This is a genomic window from Candidatus Saccharibacteria bacterium (assembly GCA_012965045.1).
In the GTDB taxonomy this organism is placed as follows: domain Bacteria; phylum Patescibacteriota; class Saccharimonadia; order Saccharimonadales; family DTSZ01; genus DTSZ01.
This window is the reverse complement of record DTSZ01000001.1, coordinates 155046-172241: the sequence shown is the minus strand read 5'-3', so window position 1 is coordinate 172241 and position 17196 is coordinate 155046. Positions and strand designations below refer to the sequence as shown.

General features: G+C 44.7%; 15 protein-coding genes and 1 tRNA gene. 7 read left to right on the top strand and 9 right to left on the bottom strand.

Features of this window, described 5'->3' with window-relative positions; genetic code table 11:
- Positions 1 to 11 precede the first annotated feature (11 nt).
- From EYO12_00775 to EYO12_00760, 4 genes are all read right to left on the bottom strand, one after another.
- Positions 12 to 953 (bottom strand): hypothetical protein, encoded by a 942-nt coding sequence (locus tag EYO12_00775; GenBank protein HIA91634.1) that lies wholly within the window; start codon positions 951 to 953, stop codon positions 12 to 14.
- A 403-nt stretch (positions 954 to 1356) separates the two neighbouring features.
- The gene (locus EYO12_00770; protein HIA91633.1) at positions 1357 to 2649 is read right to left on the bottom strand and encodes a glycoside hydrolase family 1 protein; all 1293 of its coding nucleotides are present in this window, start codon (positions 2647 to 2649) and stop codon (positions 1357 to 1359) included.
- Entirely contained in the window at positions 2650 to 4290 is a 1641-nt protein-coding gene (locus EYO12_00765) for a glycosyltransferase family 2 protein (GenBank protein HIA91632.1), read from the bottom strand.
- Positions 4291 to 4293: 3 nt separating this feature from the next.
- On the bottom strand, positions 4294 to 5016 hold the full coding sequence (locus tag EYO12_00760) for a UMP kinase (protein HIA91631.1): 723 nt from the start codon (positions 5014 to 5016) through the stop codon (positions 4294 to 4296).
- A gap of 56 nt (positions 5017 to 5072) precedes the next feature.
- Between EYO12_00760 and xth the strand changes: the two genes are divergently transcribed.
- From xth to EYO12_00745, 3 genes are read left to right on the top strand one after another with little or no spacing between them, the layout of a single operon-like run.
- Entirely contained in the window at positions 5073 to 5867 is a 795-nt protein-coding gene (gene xth, locus EYO12_00755) for an exodeoxyribonuclease III (GenBank protein ID HIA91630.1), read from the top strand.
- A gap of 22 nt (positions 5868 to 5889) precedes the next feature.
- Positions 5890 to 6615 (top strand): HAD-IB family hydrolase, encoded by a 726-nt coding sequence (locus tag EYO12_00750; protein HIA91629.1) that lies wholly within the window; start codon positions 5890 to 5892, stop codon positions 6613 to 6615.
- Entirely contained in the window at positions 6572 to 7318 is a 747-nt protein-coding gene (locus EYO12_00745; protein ID HIA91628.1) for a hypothetical protein, read from the top strand. Before EYO12_00750 ends, EYO12_00745 begins: the two co-directional genes overlap by 44 nt.
- Here the strand turns inward: EYO12_00745 and EYO12_00740 are convergent.
- From EYO12_00740 to EYO12_00725, 4 genes are all read right to left on the bottom strand, one after another.
- Positions 7311 to 8804: a hypothetical protein gene (locus EYO12_00740; protein ID HIA91627.1), complete on the bottom strand. Its 1494-nt coding sequence runs from the start codon at positions 8802 to 8804 to the stop codon at positions 7311 to 7313. The two genes, EYO12_00745 and EYO12_00740, sit on opposite strands and share 8 nt — an antisense overlap.
- The gene (locus tag EYO12_00735; GenBank protein ID HIA91626.1) at positions 8785 to 9522 is read right to left on the bottom strand and encodes a glycosyltransferase; all 738 of its coding nucleotides are present in this window, start codon (positions 9520 to 9522) and stop codon (positions 8785 to 8787) included. Before EYO12_00735 ends, EYO12_00740 begins: the two co-directional genes overlap by 20 nt.
- A gap of 3 nt (positions 9523 to 9525) precedes the next feature.
- A complete protein-coding gene (locus EYO12_00730) occupies positions 9526 to 10035 on the bottom strand; it encodes a GtrA family protein (protein HIA91625.1) in 510 nt (169 codons plus the stop codon).
- Positions 10008 to 10096, bottom strand: a tRNA-Leu gene (locus tag EYO12_00725). The genes EYO12_00730 and EYO12_00725 overlap by 28 nt, the downstream gene beginning before the upstream one ends.
- 147 nt (positions 10097 to 10243) lie before the next feature.
- Between EYO12_00725 and EYO12_00720 the strand changes: the two genes are divergently transcribed.
- Positions 10244 to 11788, top strand: a complete 1545-nt coding sequence (locus EYO12_00720; GenBank protein HIA91624.1) for a sortase — start codon at positions 10244 to 10246, stop codon at positions 11786 to 11788.
- On the opposite strand, the gene EYO12_00715 is transcribed toward EYO12_00720, so the two are convergent.
- Positions 11785 to 13668, bottom strand: a complete 1884-nt coding sequence (locus EYO12_00715) for a PEGA domain-containing protein (GenBank protein ID HIA91623.1) — start codon at positions 13666 to 13668, stop codon at positions 11785 to 11787. The two genes, EYO12_00720 and EYO12_00715, sit on opposite strands and share 4 nt — an antisense overlap.
- Positions 13669 to 13752: 84 nt before the next feature.
- Here EYO12_00715 and EYO12_00710 point away from each other — a divergent pair, with 84 nt between their 5' ends.
- The 3 genes from EYO12_00710 (at position 13753) to EYO12_00700 (ending at position 17186) form a co-directional block, all read left to right on the top strand.
- Entirely contained in the window at positions 13753 to 14754 is a 1002-nt protein-coding gene (locus EYO12_00710; protein ID HIA91622.1) for a rod shape-determining protein, read from the top strand.
- 642 nt (positions 14755 to 15396) lie between these two features.
- On the top strand, positions 15397 to 16467 hold the full coding sequence (locus tag EYO12_00705; GenBank protein ID HIA91621.1) for a hypothetical protein: 1071 nt from the start codon (positions 15397 to 15399) through the stop codon (positions 16465 to 16467).
- Positions 16468 to 16592: 125 nt separating this feature from the next.
- Positions 16593 to 17186, top strand: coding sequence for a hypothetical protein (locus EYO12_00700; GenBank protein HIA91620.1), 594 nt, complete (start codon positions 16593 to 16595; stop codon positions 17184 to 17186).
- Positions 17187 to 17196: the final 10 nt, after the last annotated feature.

Genomic DNA, 17196 nt, shown 5'->3' with positions numbered 1-17196 from the left:
TATATATATGCTTAGAAAGTGAGGTGCTTCGGCGGTAAAGCTACTGCATTGTCTAGACTTTGCTTGAGATTATTGTGCTCTTCAGCATAAAAGCCTAAGGGTGCAGTAACTGATGGGTCAGCCTGTTTTTGAATAGTTAGTCGTCCTTCTACAACTGACAGGCGCCACCCTTCGTCAGGCATCTCATCATAGAATAACCTACCAAAATGAACTTCTCTCGGAGTTTGATAATAAATAGCAGTCGGGTGATAGTCTACAAGTCGTGGGTCAATTTCCGGTGGGATGGTGCCCGCAACATGAAAACTTTGTAGTGTCTCCATATAGGCGTGTAGGTTAACTCTGTTTTTTGCGTTCAAATGTTGCCCCCAAACAAAAGATCTCGGGCTAATTTGACCAGAGAAAAATCTCTGAAGCTCTATTAAATCAACACCCGTCTCTGCAGCATCTGTACCTTCTCGCGGAGGCATCGTTACTGATTCTTTTGCGATTTTTTGCACTCGTACACCGTTAATATCGAATACTCCTACAACTCGTGGCTTACCGCGTTCATCAAAAGCATCATCTTCTACCTCAGCGAAAATTGTAGCCGACATCTCTGAACCGAGGTCGTTAGCTTCATATTGAACGTATGCTATTCGGTCAGCTGGCTCACTTTCGGGCTGAATAAAAGGTATTAATGTAGACCGCATAAACCTAATTCGATGCTTGTTATCACAATCTGGTGCAGCCTTAATCTGATCCATTGTAAAATCGTAAGCAGACTGATAGGCAGCACGCGTAACATCGACAAGTTCGCTAATTGCACTCCAACTCGCGCTGGCTTGCTCTACGACAACACCGACGGCACGCTTAATTTCGCCAAACGCTTCTCGCTCCTCTTGCTCGTGCTTGAGTTTATTATCTAATTCGACTGCTTTCTCGTCCAATGTTCTTAGTAATTCTTGAGGGTTCATAGTATCTCGCAGTTAATTATATATATTTATACATCTGTATCGATATACTGTGCAAGCATGAGCTTTGCTGATTCGAGTTAGCATAACTTCTGGTTATAATTATGGCTATAATCGCTAAATAGACGAATCTGTTCACTAGTTTTAGTTGTAAGCCGACACTGTAGCCCTTTCCGCTCTGAATCATTCCTGATGTACCGAATGCTTAAAATACAACTTGAGCGAACAACTTTGTTTGGCGTAATCCAATAAAATTATAGCCAAACCGCTTGGGCGTTGTTGTGATCGTTGTATTTCTAAGCAATGAGTACATAAAGAGTGATGAATGCGGTCGTGTTTTTGGCTTCCGTTTTTGACGAGACAAAAATGGAAGAGTAATGGCAAGCAGAGCTTGACTAAAATCTATTTAAGAATCAATTTCTAAAAAGTTATTTTTAGCAACCTGCCCATACCACTTCGCACTGCCCCGTGCTGAACGCTCTTTAGTCTTAGGGTCAACTGCAAATAAGCCAAACTTTTCCCAGTATCCCTCGCTCCACTCAAAATTATCTAATAACGACCAATACAGGTACCCCGTAACCTCTGCGCCAGATTCGATTGCACCATGAATATGTTTTAGGTGTTGAGCAATAAATTGTTGGCGGTAGGTGTCAGAGCTATCTGAAATACCGTTTTCTGTGACAAAAATCGGTAAGCCGTAATGAGAATGCAAAGAGGAGATTGCCGTTTGAATACCCTCAGGATAAACCTGCCAACCCTTTTGAGTCTTTAACTGACTATGTTGACCGTACTGACTGACCCACTTTGACGGCCACGATAAACCAACTTTTACATCAGCTGCCAAATAGTAGTGCAGGGCTACGAAGTCGATATGTTTGTGTATGGGCCTATGAATTGCTTTGTTATTAATCCAAGAAATAAATTGAGTAAGCAGTTTAGATACGACCTTACCTTTATTAATAAACTCCACCCAGCCATGCACAAAGCCAACCTTAACAGATGGTTTTTGGGCTTTCATGTAGTTGTAGGAGCGTCGGTGAGCTCGAACCATGTTTCGATACGCAAATAAAGCTCTAAAAATGTTGTTTTCGGCCTTAGGCCAAGCCGGCCAGACGTCACCCTTTAAATAGCGCATAAAAATAACTGCGCTTGGTTCGTTTATGGTTATCCAATACTTAGCCTTAGCGCCAATTGCGTCAAAAACGTACTGTGCATATTTTTCGAATGCTGTTGGTGCATGTCGTTCGTGCCAGCCAGCGAACCATACTGGATTAGTAAAATGATGCAGTGTAATTACCGGCGCTACGCCATGCTCAAGACAGGTGTCGACGACGTCAACATAATGCTGCATTGCTTCGTGGTTGAAAATTCCTGGTTCTGGTTCGATTCGTGACCATTCAATAGAAAACGCAAAACTGTTTAAGCCAAGCTTGCTTAAATTTTTAATGTCTTCTTTATAGCGAGTAAAGTGGTCGGTTGCTTTTGCCGAAATATAGTTGTTTGGGTCTTTGGCTTCGTCACGTACATCAGCCCAGTTATAAACAAGTTCTTTCAGCCGCGCTGGGGCTTCGCGCGCCAATCGTTTAGAAACAGTTGGCTCCCATTCTGTCCAGTCATTATGCTGGCCACCTTCTATTTGATGAGCGCTGGTTGCCGCACCCCACAAAAAACCGTCTGGAAATTTCAACTTTTTACTCATTTAAAACTTTTGGTCTGTTGGTTTGTCTTTTCTGAACTTGTCGGTAACCGCAAAACTCTCTAGATATTTACCGAACATCAGTCGGGTTTGAGCGTTCAGCGCCGGGATACTTCCAAAACCGATCATGGTAACGGGAATCAATACCCATTGCAGATACATACTAATTCGCCGCGTCAGTGGCACTCGCTTAGGACGTGGCGGCAAGGCGAGCATCGTAGCAATGATTGGACCAAGTAGTCCGATAAGAGCGATAGTCTGAACACGACTAACAAGAGTAGGGAGCTGTACAGCAACGATACTCGTGCCAGAGTCAGGACTAAATAACAGTGGTAAAAAGCCAGCAAATGCCAGCACGATTGGCGCCGTGGCCCACGAAAAGTAGCCCTCAATTTGCCTAAATAACTTCACAAACTTTTCGTGCCAGGGTATGACCCGGCTGCGATACATTTTTACCATTACATACGGCGTGTCAGACGTGCCCCACGCCCAACGCTGAATTTGTTTGAACTGTTCGCTAAACGTTTTACGTGTAGTTTTAGCTAAAACGGCATCTTGATAAATTGCAGTGTACAGTGGAACGACCGAATATTTGCCGTCGTAGGTAAAATAGGTGCGCCAATACTGATGACCATCCTCAACAATTGATTTTTCATTCCAGAAGTTAGTGTCTTTTAGCGCTTGTAGGCTTTGCGCGTGTGAAGAAAAGTTTCGTAGCCGCTGTGGTCGCATTGCTTCCATAAGCAGCCAAAAACTATTGTTGGTGGCAATAACGCGGGTCATAGCTGGCGCATCCCAGATGTTATTAAAAAACAGCGCCATCGGTTGATAAGATTTTTTAACTCTGTCTTCGCTAATACAATATATGTACGTTAGATAGGCAAAGTAGGTTGGGGCAGGGCGGTTGTCTGCGTCGAGCGTCGTAACAATAACGTTTTCTGCTTCGATTTTATTGTCAGCTGCCCATGCAGCTACTTTTCTACCAGCATAATTAATGTTACCGGCTTTAGCTTTTGCTTCGCCTGGCATTCCGTCTGGGTGAATAACTGCCCAGGCATCTAAAAAGCGGCTTTTATATTTTTTAACTATTGCCTGAGAGCTTTTATGCACATGCTGCGGTCCACGCTCTTCATAGGCGATAACGAGCAGTATCTTTTTAGTGTCGTAGTTGTTTTTTAGAATTGATTCGATTGTTGCTTCGGTAATTGCTCCGTCCTCGTTATAGGTTGGAACAATCACGGCGTGCACAACGTCTTTAGGGTCTAAAATTTGGCTATTGTCGCGGGCTTTTAACAATACTTTTTTATAATTGAGCAGTGCAGCTTTTTGTTTAGTTGACTCCAGCTCTTTATGCAGTGCATCAAGAGCCTTATTAGGATTTTTTAAATCTTTAAGACGGGCGTTCCAGTCGAAATCCTGCAATACCCTCATTAAGCTGTAGCCTCGAACAAGGCGGTGGCTGTAGCCGAATATCTTAAACAGCCATAACATTGCATACCCAACGATTACGTACGAAGCTGCCTCAACTGAAACAATGCTTAATACAAAAATACCGATTAAAAATCCCCAGCTTAGCAGCCCAGGAATAACCTCTAACATTCGAACTTGCCAACGGGGAAGATTAAGGTCTGTGTGAGCTGACATAAACTACGAGCCTGCTATTACCGTGCCGACTGACTCGCCCTCAATAACACGTTTTATGTTGCCTTCACGCAAGAGGTCAAACACTACAATTGGAAGATTATTGTCTGTCGCCATGGCGAGAGCTGGTTTATCCATTACCCGAATAGTGTCGGACTTTAGCGCCTGCGAATGGGTGAGTGTGTCGTGTTTTATAGCGTCGTCATGCTGGGCGGGGTCCTTGTCGTACACCCCGTCTACTTTTGTAGCTTTTAAAACTGCATCGCAGTGTAGTTCTACGGCTGCCTGTACGCTAGCGGTGTCAGTAGTTACGTACGGGTTTCCAGTGCCGCCGCCAATTACTACAATCCGGCCTTTTTCTAAGTGCCTGACAGCACGGCGGTGAATGTACGGCTCGGCTACACTTTCGGTGCGCAAGCGAGTCATTAACCGAGCATGCATACCATTTGCCTCGAGCGTATTTGTTATTGCAACCCCGTTAATAAGTGTGGCCAACATGCCCATGTAGTCAGCGGCGGTTCGCTCAATGCCGTTTTTCTCAAAGGCTGCACCACGAACCATATTGCCACCACCAACGACAATAATAATTTCTGCGCCAGTTTCTTTAGCCTGTTTGATTTCTTGACTTAGCCAATTTAAAAATTCTGGGTCAATGCCGTGATCGCGACTGCCTTCAAATTGTTCGCCAGATAGCTTTAATAAAACTCTTTTGTACTGTGTTTTTGACATTGGTCCTAGTATAGCAGCTTGGCCGGTATTTGCTGATATACTAAGGAGTAATGAGTTTGCATATATTTTCTTGGAACGTTAACGGCATTAGAGCTGTGCTACGAAAAGATATGTTTGATCCGTTTTTTAGTACATATGACCCGGACATTTTGTGTATTCAAGAAACCAAAGCTCAACCAGAGCAAGTGAGTTTGCAAATTCCTGGCTACCAACAAGTATGGAATTCGGCAGAACGTAAAGGTTACAGCGGAACCTTAATACTTAGTAAAGAAACTCCAAAACAGGTTATACCGAATATTCCATTAGAAATTACTCAAAAATACGGCGGCACCCAAGACGAGTACGGCGACACCAACAAGGAGGGGAGAGCAATAGCAGCCGAATACGACCAGTTTTGGCTTGCTACTGTCTATACGCCAAACGCTAAAGACGATTTAAGCCGAATACCAATGCGCTATAAACATTGGGACCCATCGTTTTTAGAATTCATGCTGCAGCTCGAAGCCGACAAGCCGGTTATATTTTGCGGTGACTTAAACGTCGCTCATAAACCAATTGATTTAGCTCGGCCAAAGCAAAACGAAGGCAAAAAAGGCTTTACTAAAGAAGAACGCGAAGGCTTTGAGCACTTCTTAGATGCGGGCTTTGTCGATACCTTCCGAAAATTCGATGACCGACCAGAACAATACAGCTGGTGGAGTGCATGGGGCGGAGCACGCGATCGAAACGTAGGCTGGCGGATTGATTATTTCCTGGCAAGCAAGCGACTTGAAGATAGACTTACTTCGGCAAAAATTCACCAGAATGTCATGGGTAGCGATCATTGTCCAGTTAGCATAGAGTTAAACTAAATCTGCTCTATACTATATAACTATGAACAAGTTTGCGGTTTTTGATATCGACGGGACGCTCTTTAGGAGCGGACTATATAGAGAGTTAGTTTTTGAACTGGATAGAGTAGGGGCTATTCCGAAGTCTGTCCGCCAAGCCTATGAAGATAAAAAACAAGCTTGGCACGACCGGACGCACGGCAATGCATTTCGAGAATTTGAACAAGCGATGGTTGACGCCTTAAACGCAATAATTCCGTCAATTGATGTCCAGGCTTACGATGCAGCCGCAAAGTTAATTGTTAAAGCTCAAAAAAACAATGTGTATTTCTATACACGGACCATGGTGCAAAAACTAAAAGAGCGCGGCTATTACCTAATCGCCATCTCGGGTTCGCAAATTGAACTAATTGAGCAGTTTGCTCCGTTTTATGGATTTGACCACTGGGTTGGTCAAGAATACGAAAGAAACAACGGTGTTTTCACTGGTAGTATTTTCGAAACCCACACCAACAAAGACCGGCTACTGAAAAAACTTATTGAAGAAAAAGACCTCACCCTAGCGGACAGCTATGGCTTTGGGGATTCTAGTGGCGATATTTCCATGCTCGAACTTGTAGAAAATCCAATAGCATTCAACCCCGACAAACCTCTGGCTAAACATGCTCAAACAAGCGGCTGGGACATTGTGGTGGAGAGAAAAAATAATACCTATAGTTTAAGAAATGATGGAGACGGCTATGTCTTGGCAGACGTTATCTACAACTAGCCCCGAGCTGCAAAAGCAACGCTGGCTTCGACCAGAGCGAGCCGATCAACGGGCGCGAATCGCTGTAATTGGCGGCAATGCTAATTTCTTTGAGCGCACTCAGGCCATATACGCACAACTTAGCACGCAGCAACTGCAACAACTCGCTGTTTTCTTGCCAAAAAAGTTAGAGAAACTACTGCCACAGTCAGATTTTTTACATTTTATAGGTTCTGGCTCGGCTAATTCTTTTAATGCAGAGGCATGGGGCAATTTGCTAGTACAGTCGCGTCAATTTGACACTGTATTTATTGCTTCGGACATTTCAAATAATTCAGAAACTGTTTTGGGCCTCCAGAATTATCTAAAAAACAGTTCCGCGGCTACCGTGCTAGACTTTGGCTTGTCGCAGGTTCTTGAACAGTCATCAGTTGCAGCCATTACTTTGCTGGACTTAAAAGACATCCAGTTACTTACTCGAAAAGAAAAACTACCCAAAACTGTTACCTCGCAATCTTCGCTCGAAGACATTCAAACCTGTCTTGACCTATTATTTGACCATTTTCAGTCAACGCTTGTTTTCGAACAGAACCAGTTTGTGTTTGTGCGCTCCAACACCGAAGCTATCCGAATCAAGGGTCAGCTAAATGCACCTTCGTTGGTTGCTGTGCTTGGTGAAAACTATCTACCGCAGAGCAAAGCAGTTGCCATTAGTGTTATTTAACAAGATATAACGTCATCGAATTATTGCCAGCTGTAATCGTTTGCTGCTGGCTCCAGTTGGCAGGAAGTTCGGCTGGAGGAATATCGTTACTGTCAAAATAAACAGTCCACACTCGGTCGTTTGTAACAGTGCTCAAGTCGTCAACATGCAAATCCTCACGGTCATAAACCAGTGACGTGCCACCCCATTGATACGGCTTGTTTAGAGTGTACATTTTAGCGTTGAGGTTACTGGTTGATGCATAGTAGCTCACATCAAAATAGGCGTAATGTTCGGCCGACAACAGCAAATCATCGTCGCGAATTTGCGGCTCCGCTTGCTCCCATACAGTGCTAAATTGATTGTAATTTAAGTTGTCGGAATTAAAATCACGGAGTGCAAAAGTATTGGTAATACCAAGTAAAAAACTGAGTGGAATTGCCAGGCTGGCAACTTTTAAATAGTGGTTTTTTTGCGCTAACCAATAGAGCAACGATCCAGCAAATAAAACCATAATAAATGGGGTAGTAAGACTGAAATAACGGTTATTGTACACCGGGTCCAACGGTGGCAATGACAGAACAAATATGCAGCCAATAGGTACGAGTGCAATAAGAAGTGGTAGTTGTATGCTTCGTAATGAATGAGTGCGAACATACCGAACAAAGCCAATCACCGTAAAGACACATAGCGCCATGGCGCCAACAGCCTGCCAGCCCTCAAGCTTCCATTCGTCAAAATAAAGAGCTATTTTGGTGAATGTCGAATACAATGATCGATGATCAACTGGCTGTATCCAAAAACCGCCTTGAACCTCTTGAAATTGACGCACTGCCGCTGGAAGCCAGACTGCAAAAATTCCAAGTATGCCTACCCAAGCAGCAATATAGCGTCGCTCAAACGACTGCAGTAGGCCTTTTACTGACTGGTTTTGAAGGTACGATTCATACAGTAACCACAGAGCGTGCGCTGCTAAAACAAAGGCGAAATAGTAATGAATCAATAGCCCTATGCCACCCAGGATCGTGTACACGACAAGGCTAAGTGCTTTTTTTGACTGCCGGTGGCGCAGAAGGGTATAGGTTGCAGCTAAAGCCATAAAAGCCGCCAGTGTATACATGCGCGCTTCTACTGAATAGCGGAGCCAAAAGGGGTTAATAGCTAATAACAAGCTAGAAGCGAGTGCCAGCTGTGGTTTTTTAAGCCGTGATACAACCACATACAGTAGAGGAATACATAAAATTCCAAACACTAAGCTTAACGAACGCATAGCAACAATCGTCGACCCAAATAAACTCATCCAAGCTTTTAGCAGTAGATAATACGCAGGGGGATGAACGTCATACTGGGCTCGTTGCAACAGTTCGCCCAGATCATATTCTGCCAACATATAGGTAAAGCTTTCGTCGAACCAAATTGAACCCCTGCCAATAAGCAAAACCCCTAAGCATGCGAAAACAAGCATCAACGCTGCAACGACTAGTAGTCTACTTTTTTCGGTACGCACCTTGCAGGTCCTTTACTTTAATTTTAAAAAGCTCTTGAAGTGTTTTAAACGACGCTAGCAGTGTATTGTCGCCAACTAAGCCTTCTTCTTTCGACTTAGGATCAAACCAGTCTCCGATAGTGAATGTCGCGAGACGCAGTTTGTTGCGTCGGGCAATTAACAAATATTCAAAATCAAAACCCCATCCCAAAATACTTTGATATTGCGTACAAATAGCACTGGCTTTGGCGCTAAAACCTTTAAAGCCACACTGGGTGTCTGACACTCCTGGTGCAACTAAAAACTGAATAAGGTAGTTGCTGAGTAGCGATAAATACTCTCTGTAGCCAGAATGAATTTTACGAAGATCACGCTCGGCAATAACTACGTCCGCACCAGCCTGCAGATAGTCGTAGGCTGTTTGTATATGGTGCAGGGGAGTGGCTAAGTCGGCGTCCATAAATATATGGAACCTGCCGCTGGCATGCTCGAGCCCAACTTTCACATTGTTGCCTTTGCCGATTCTTGCGCCAGCATCTACCAGTCGGACGCTGGTGAGTTTTTTCTGCATGGCTTTAACTATATCGGCAGTTCCATCCGGACTATGTGCATCGCACACTATAATTTCGTACGTAAACGATTGCCGCTGTAGGTATGAGTCGGTTCTTTTTAAGGTGTCCTGTATTCGTGCGGCTTCGTTGTAAGTTGGAATTACAATCGAAATATCTGGCTTATTCATTTGCTACTTATTAAACACGAATTTAGCGTACATAACATAATTCCATAGTAATGAGCCGACTGTAGCCACAGCTTTTGCGCCATTAACAACGACAAATTGGTCGTCGAATACTTGTGGTAGCAATGAATTTATGCGAATGAAAACATCGTGAAAAACCAACGATTCGGCGGTGAGTATGGCTATTAAAGAACTTTGTATTACATAGATACCAATGGCAGTTATGACTACAAATAAGGCAAATTGATGCTTGGTGTTTTTGCGAGAAATATCAGAAAAAACGTATTTTTTATTCAACACGAAACTAACCATCATTGCCAACGAAGCAGAAAAGACATTCGCTACTACGGCCGCGAAGCCAAAAATAAAAATCAAAATATTATAGGTGGTAAAGTCAAAAAAGGTATTAAATATACCAACCACAGCAAAAAGTGAAAATTGCTTTTTATGATGTCCGAGTTTTTTTGAAATAGTCATCCTTGTCCACATGGTGGCGCGGGTGGGAATCGAACCCACACTCGGGATTAACCAAACGGGATTTTGAGTCCCGCGCGTCTACCAGTTCCGCCACCGCGCCTTCTCAATAGATTAGCAGTTTTTGCATCTAAATTAAACTAAAACACTCTGTTGTTTATGACATGGGTTCACCAAATAATTTTGCCTCGTAACCTCATGTTTAAAGGCGTTTAAAAATTAAATTATTTCACTATTCGCCACACAGCACATGCGCCATAAACTAACTCAGGTTGTGCCTCAAACATTACTCTGTACAAAAAAACATAATTATTATACAATATTTTTGTTAAACTTAAACAACATGGATAGACACAATAACCCGTATTTAGGCAATTCTAGCAACAGCAATCCGCCTAAAGACGACCCCGACCAGAACAGTGAACTTGCCGCCAATTTAGTCCGCGCAAAATTGGCGTCTTTATATGGTGATGATTCTCAGCCACAGCCAGCCGCTCAACCACAACCAGAGCCACAGCAACCGGTGGTAGAACAGCCAACGCCTGAACCAGCAGTATTTCGACCGTACCAATCGACCCAAACCCAGGCCAGCACGCACCAATCACCGCACCAAAACGACAGCAGCCACAAAGACTTCCAAACATTTAAAATTCCGCACGGCAATACGCACAGCCCAGCTACCGGCATGTTATACGAACGAGAACAATCGCTGCAGCAATCTATAGATCATGTTGATCATGTTGCTCAGCCAGACCACGAACTACCGCCACCGAATACTCATTTTGAGTTACCGCAGGCTCAATCTGCATTTACGCTGCCTCAAGTATCCACGCCACGTCCTCAAACCAGCCGGCCGCACGTAGAGCCACCAGTGCCGCAACCAAGCATTCAGCAACCCGTCGTTAATGAGGATCAGTTTGCTGCACCAACTATTTCGCAGCAGCTTAATCCCGAAGGTCAGATGCATTCTGCCGCTACATCACGAGACAGTGCGATTAAGAACTTCACAAAACAGGCCGAAAAGCTGCGCGCAACTAAAAAAGACAAACTTAAATTTTGGAAACGACAACGACACAAAACTCCAACCCAAAAAAAGAATCCAATGTACAAAACTGCAATTATTACTGCACTTGTGTTGGTGCTGTACAACAACCAGCTAATTTCAGGCCAAATTAACTACTACATTAGCCCGGGTGATGCAGTGGTTTCTCCGCAAATTATCGATCCCTCAGCTAATAACACTGTCGGGGCAGAACCGGAAGTTATAATTCCAAAAATCAATGTCCAAGTGCCTACTGTATATGGGGTAGAAACCCGTAACGATGATGTGATTCAAGACTATCTAGAACAGGGTGTGGTGCACTACGCTAGAACAGCGTTGCCCGGCCAAGTTGGTAATACTGTAATCTTAGGCCACTCGTCAAACAGCTTCTGGAACGGCGGACAACACAAAAATGCGTTTTCACTCCTTGACCGCTTAGAAATCGGCGACACCTACATGATCCATTTCGAGGGTAAGCGCTATGTCTATGAAATTTTTAACAAAGAAGTTATTGAACCGACAGAATTTAGGGTAGTTAGCCAAGAAACAAACGGGCTACCGATTTCAACCCTCATTACTTGTACGCCGCCAGGGACCAGTTGGAAGCGTCTTGTTATCCAGGCCGAACAAATTAGCCCCGACCCCCTAGAAGCAGAAGAAGCAGATATCGAACTAACCCCTGAAGACCAAGAAATTATTGGCGGCAATACGCGGTCGCTATGGGACAACTTACGCGACTGGCTATTTGATTAATTGTCTTGAACGATGAGGCTAATTTGGTCGAGTACGGTAGAGTTTGATCCAGCAATTTCTGACACCACGTAGGCTGACCGGCCAGACTGAGACAAAACAACATCAGAAGCATCCAACGCTGTAGTTACAACTTCTTGGTTGCCGCCGTCGAATTCGAGTAGGACATGGGCCTCACCAACCTCTGCTAGAAGCGAAAAATCGTCTGCCCAGCGGATGTTTGCAGCCTCTTGGTCAAACGTAAACTGATGAACGGTGTTTTGATCTAGGTCAACAGTGTTATAGCCGGTAGTTGTTTCGAACAGAGCATAGTGGCCATTTCTTGAGGCCTCAATATAGTCAGTGGCGGCCGGCAAGTCACGCACCGATTGTTTACCAAGAACATCGCGAATAATAAAGCCGCCTTCGTCAGTCATCCCAGCTATGTATTGTTTACTTTCAAATTCAAAAATATCAATTTCTGTCGGGGTAGCTTCAATTACATCTTCGATGGCAACAATCTGCTCACCATCCCACAGTGATATAACGCCATCTTCAACCCAAACTGTGTAATTTTGGCTGGTACTAAAGGCTGTTGCGCTCGCTGCAAGTGGACTAACAGTTTCACCATTTATTGGAACTGCCCACAAGTCATTTGCTCCTCGTCGTCCAATAATTTGATCTTCAAGCAAAGCTACAGGCGTAAAGCTCGACAGCACCTTGGTGACATCGGTTACTTTTAAGCTTTCTGGCTCAAAAATGACAAACGACGGTTGCTCGCCAGCAATCACAATCAGCGCAGCCGAGCCATTTGAATTCCACAGTATTGATTGGATGCTGCTATCTGGCCCGACAGTTAAGTTAATTGGCTGTTGTTGTGCTGATGGATTAGTTAAGTCAAGCAAGGCAAGCTCCTGAGCAGTTCCGCGCACGGCAAACTGGCCATCCGGGCTAAAGCTTAGTTCTTGCGTTGCTGGCTGAGCTAAGACAGATTCTGCTACAAGTGTTTCTGGTATCAACCGTGGGTACCGAATTACATCTTCGATGGCAACAATCTGCTCACCATCCCACAGTGATATAACGCCATCTTCAACCCAAACTGTGTAATTTTGGCTGGTACTAAAGGCTGTTGCGCTCGCTGCAAGTGGACTAACAGTTTCACCATTTATTGGAACTGCCCACAAGTCATTTGCTCCTCGTCGTCCAATAATTTGATCTTCAAGCAAAGCTACAGGCGTAAAGCTCGACAGCACCTTGGTGACATCGGTTACTTTTAAGCTTTCTGGCTCAAAAATGACAAACGACGGTTGCTCGCCAGCAATCACAATCAGCGCAGCCGAGCCATTTGAATTCCACAGTATTGATTGGATGCTGCTATCTGGCCCGACAGTTAAGTTAATTGGCTGTTGTTGTGCTGATGGATTAGTTAAGTCAAGCAAGGCAAGCTCCTGAGCAGTTCCGCGCACGGCAAACTGGCCATCCGGGCTAAAGCTTAGTTCTTGCGTTGCTGGCTGAGCTAAGACAGATTCTGCTACAAGTGTTTCTGGTATCAACCGTGGGTACCGAAGCCACTCCACAAGTCCACCTCGAATTTGTACGTCTTTTTGCCATGTTCGATAGCCATCAGCTACAAGCTCCACATTATACGAGCCCTCAGGGATTGTTTCTTTGTATGATGTGCGTTCATCGGTTGATTGGCCGTCTATAAAAACCTCAGCCGTAACGGGACGAGACTCAACTCGCAACAACCCCGACAACGACACTTCGCCACTGGCGACATCGTAGCGGTAGCCTTGCGCTAAAGCCACAATTAGAATAGTTCCGATCACAACAAAAATAAGCGTGGCAATATTTGCCACGGCAGTATATAAAAAGTGCCGGAATGATGGTTGATGTCCTAGCATATTTAGGTGCTTTCTAGTATAACAAATAAGTTACTGCTTATGTTTGCAGATATGCTGCAACTCACTAATACTTAACAAGAACACATGATTACACAACGAATAGCAATCGACTTAGGAAGCAGCGCAACGCGCATTTATATACCTCGTAAAGGTGTTGTTCTTGACGAACCAAGTGTAATCGCCAAAACACCCGACAACAAGATTGCTGCCGTCGGAACCGACGCTCTGGAGATGATGGAACGCACACCAGAGGCATTATTGGCCACTCGACCGCTCAGCAGCGGGGTAGTAGCAGACTTTAAAATGACCCGGCTCATGCTAGAACAATTTATTATCGACTCAATCGGTCGCTTTAGGCTGCGTAAACCCGAAGCCATGATAACGGTGTCGTCAGGGGCAACCTCGACCGAAAGACGAGCAGTCGTCGACGTAGCTAAAACTGCTGGTATTAGTAACCCATTCTTGATTGACGCTCCCGTTGCCGCAGCCCTGGGCGCCGGTATACCTATTGCCGACCCAACTGGCAATCTAATTGTGCACATCGGCGCTGGCTCGACCGAAATTGCAGTCATCTCATTAAGCGGGGTAGTGGCCTCGCACAGTATTCGGGTTGGCGGCATTACTATCGACAACGCCATTGCCCGCTACATGCGCCAGAATCATAAAATTTCAATCGGCGCAGCAACAGCAGAAGAAATTAAGCGACTGGTAGCATCGGCCATGCCACGGCAACAAGACGAAACCATCAAAGTTCAGGGACGCGACACAATTGGCGGCATGCCCAAACAAATTGAAGTCAGCAGTAACGAATTAGTTGATTCTATCGAAGGCATACTTGAGCAAATCGTTCTAGGTATTCGCCAAGTTATGGAGCGAACTTCGCCAGAACTTGTTGCAGATATTGTTGAACACGGCATGATGCTGACTGGTGGCACGGCAATGCTCCACAAACTCGACGATCTTATGCGCAAAGTTGTCGGCGTACCATGCATAATCGCCCAAGACCCACTGTACTGTGCGGTTAAGGGAGCTAATATAGCTATGACTAATCTTGATGACTATAAAAAGAGTTTTTTTGTGAATTAGTTTTAAAAATTTTATTTTTATCTAAAAAGTTGCAAGCTGCCGCCTGCCCTCATTTCCACCATTTTGAGTGATCAAAACGGTGGAGCCAAAAGATCACCACGTTCACTCCTTCTTTATGTTTCATTGCTTTTTACACAATTGGCTGCGGGAGAAAGCTCCAAGTATTCGCTTCCGTGGTCCTCGCCCTCCGAGCAATTGTGCAAAAAGCATTCTTCATCAGGAAGAAGTTCAAAGTGGACTAGCTGCATTGCGAGCTTTGCTCGCTTGGGTCTGGGCCTAAAGCAGCAATCTCCTGAGTAGGCTGTTGTAGTCAAAAACATGTGAACCTCACCTCAAAATGCGTGCCTGAACAAGAGTGCTGGGAGCACTCTTGTATCAAGTACTCTTTTTGAGAATGTTTTTAGTACTAACAGCTACTCAAGAGATGGGTGCCCCGCCCAGTCGTTTTGTGCCCGTTTGTCGACACAAATGGGCGAGAGGTTTGTAAGCGGCAGCTTGCCAAATAAAACAGAGAAATACTACTTTTTTAAAGAAACAATCAAAGTATACTTACCTCATACAGCACCTTGCCAATAGAGGTGAAATTCCGTATTATAGAGCCAAAGCGTAAGCGCTTGGAAAAGGGTATAATTAACCAAGTACATGGCAAACAACAAACACACAATGGTTATAAATGGCAGGAAGGTTGCAGGTCAACCTCGTCGGTCGTTGGACGGACTTAGCTTTGCCCCGGGGGCACCAAAAGCTTCACCCGCTCCACTTCCACGACACAACCAAGCCACAACTCCTACTCAAGCTGCCCCTGTTAAACCCATTACACGCCGAGTACCTAAAAAAGCCCACGCACTCCACCAAAAACAATCAACTGCTGTAAAGCGACGCAAACCAGCGCAAAACGTCGTATTCGTCAAAACTCACAAAAAACCGACTGCCAACCACAAAGACCATAAGTTGCCACAAAGTGCAGCCCTAACAGAAGCTCGCTTACAACGTGCTGCCTACCACCGTCAGTCTCATCACGTTACTCGTTTTGGTGTGTTGAGTGATCATTCGTTTAAGCAATACCGCCAGCACCCGTCGCAAAAAGCAAAGCATGCAGCCGTTAATGTGGTTGAATATGTTATTCCTCAGGCAGGACCACCAGCTAAACCCCGTACTATCAATAAACAGATTGCCGAATACCACCTAAATCAGCAATCATCGCAACTGCCAAAGCCAACTGCCAAACCATCGCAACGACTTGGGGGAATTTTCTCTAGTCGCCGCATTGTTAGCTTGTCTGCCGCTGCACTCAGTTTCATGGTGCTGTTGGGTTATGCAGCCTATCTAAACGCTCCTAACTTAGCGTTTAGAGTTGCGGCTTCTCGTGCTGGAATTGAAGCAACCATGCCCGGCTATCAACCGAGTGGCTTTGCTTTGAATGGCCCAATTGAATACACCGACGGCGAAGTCACCATTAACTACAAAGCCAATGCCGACCAACGTAAGTTTTCACTCATCCAGCGCGAAAGTGATTGGGACTCTCGATCATTACTTGAAAACTATGTATCGCGCGAATCAGCTCGCTACGAAGTAATCGAAGAAGATGGCTTAACCATATACAACTACAACGGGTCCGAAGCCGCCTGGGTGAACAGGGGCATGCTATTTGTTATTGACGGCGAATCTCTTCTTGATAAAGACCAGTTAACTCGATTAGCGACAAGTCTTTAGTTTATTAAGAATAGAACGTCACTGATACTAGGTGATATGAAAAATAAAATGCCAGTTTTGGAACTCTATTGACAAATCATAATTTTCATTGTAATATGTTTTCAATAAATTGTGGAGAAATAATAATGAATTACGAATTCCAAGATTCCGGCTATTCTTTTTCCGAGCCATCAAGTGATGAAGATCCAGCAACGCCGACTATGATTGAGCCGAATGAATACCCTCATCAGTACACAGAATGCCCGGATGGGACTATTCTGCCCGCAGATAATCATGAAGGACTGCAAGAATGCCCCAACGACCCCGTTACTGAACTAGATAATGATTATCTAGACATGGGTTCAGCGGGAGGAGACTCTGATTCAGTGGAAGAAGACCCTGAGCTTTATTTCTGTGCTGATGGTGTTTATGTTCAAACCATCGAGGAATGCCCGATGGAGGGTGAAGAACTTAATGCACCACCAGATTACGTACACCCTGAATATGGACCATACATACCTAGTAGGCATGAAAACGATTATTACACCTGTCTTCCGCAAGTTGAGAGTATTTGTGGTTTATACACTTCGGAGGATTTTGCTAGAGGACTAGAAGCGCCACCACTCTTTGCAGATGTACCTGAAACACCGTCAATAGACATTGTTAGTGGAACTCTGGCATTAGTAGCTGCCGCCGTAGCCGGAGCAGTTGCAGTCAAGCGAGCCAACAAGAACCTGTAAGCTAGTCTAA

Excerpts from the sequence above, each read along its gene's own strand:
- EYO12_00775 (HIA91634.1), bottom strand. The coding sequence starts at position 953 with ATGAACCCTCAAGAATTACTAAGAACATTGGACGAGAAAGCAGTCGAA.
- EYO12_00770 (HIA91633.1), bottom strand. The coding sequence starts at position 2,649 with ATGAGTAAAAAGTTGAAATTTCCAGACGGTTTTTTGTGGGGTGCGGCA.
- EYO12_00765 (HIA91632.1), bottom strand. The coding sequence starts at position 4,290 with ATGTCAGCTCACACAGACCTTAATCTTCCCCGTTGGCAAGTTCGAATG.
- EYO12_00760 (HIA91631.1), bottom strand. The coding sequence starts at position 5,016 with ATGTCAAAAACACAGTACAAAAGAGTTTTATTAAAGCTATCTGGCGAA.
- EYO12_00750 (HIA91629.1), top strand. The coding sequence starts at position 5,890 with ATGAACAAGTTTGCGGTTTTTGATATCGACGGGACGCTCTTTAGGAGC.
- EYO12_00745 (HIA91628.1), top strand. The coding sequence starts at position 6,572 with ATGATGGAGACGGCTATGTCTTGGCAGACGTTATCTACAACTAGCCCC.
- EYO12_00735 (HIA91626.1), bottom strand. The coding sequence starts at position 9,522 with ATGAATAAGCCAGATATTTCGATTGTAATTCCAACTTACAACGAAGCC.
- EYO12_00720 (HIA91624.1), top strand. The coding sequence starts at position 10,244 with ATGCGCCATAAACTAACTCAGGTTGTGCCTCAAACATTACTCTGTACA.
- EYO12_00715 (HIA91623.1), bottom strand. The coding sequence starts at position 13,668 with ATGCTAGGACATCAACCATCATTCCGGCACTTTTTATATACTGCCGTG.
- EYO12_00710 (HIA91622.1), top strand. The coding sequence starts at position 13,753 with ATGATTACACAACGAATAGCAATCGACTTAGGAAGCAGCGCAACGCGC.
- EYO12_00705 (HIA91621.1), top strand. The coding sequence starts at position 15,397 with ATGGCAAACAACAAACACACAATGGTTATAAATGGCAGGAAGGTTGCA.
- EYO12_00700 (HIA91620.1), top strand. The coding sequence starts at position 16,593 with ATGAATTACGAATTCCAAGATTCCGGCTATTCTTTTTCCGAGCCATCA.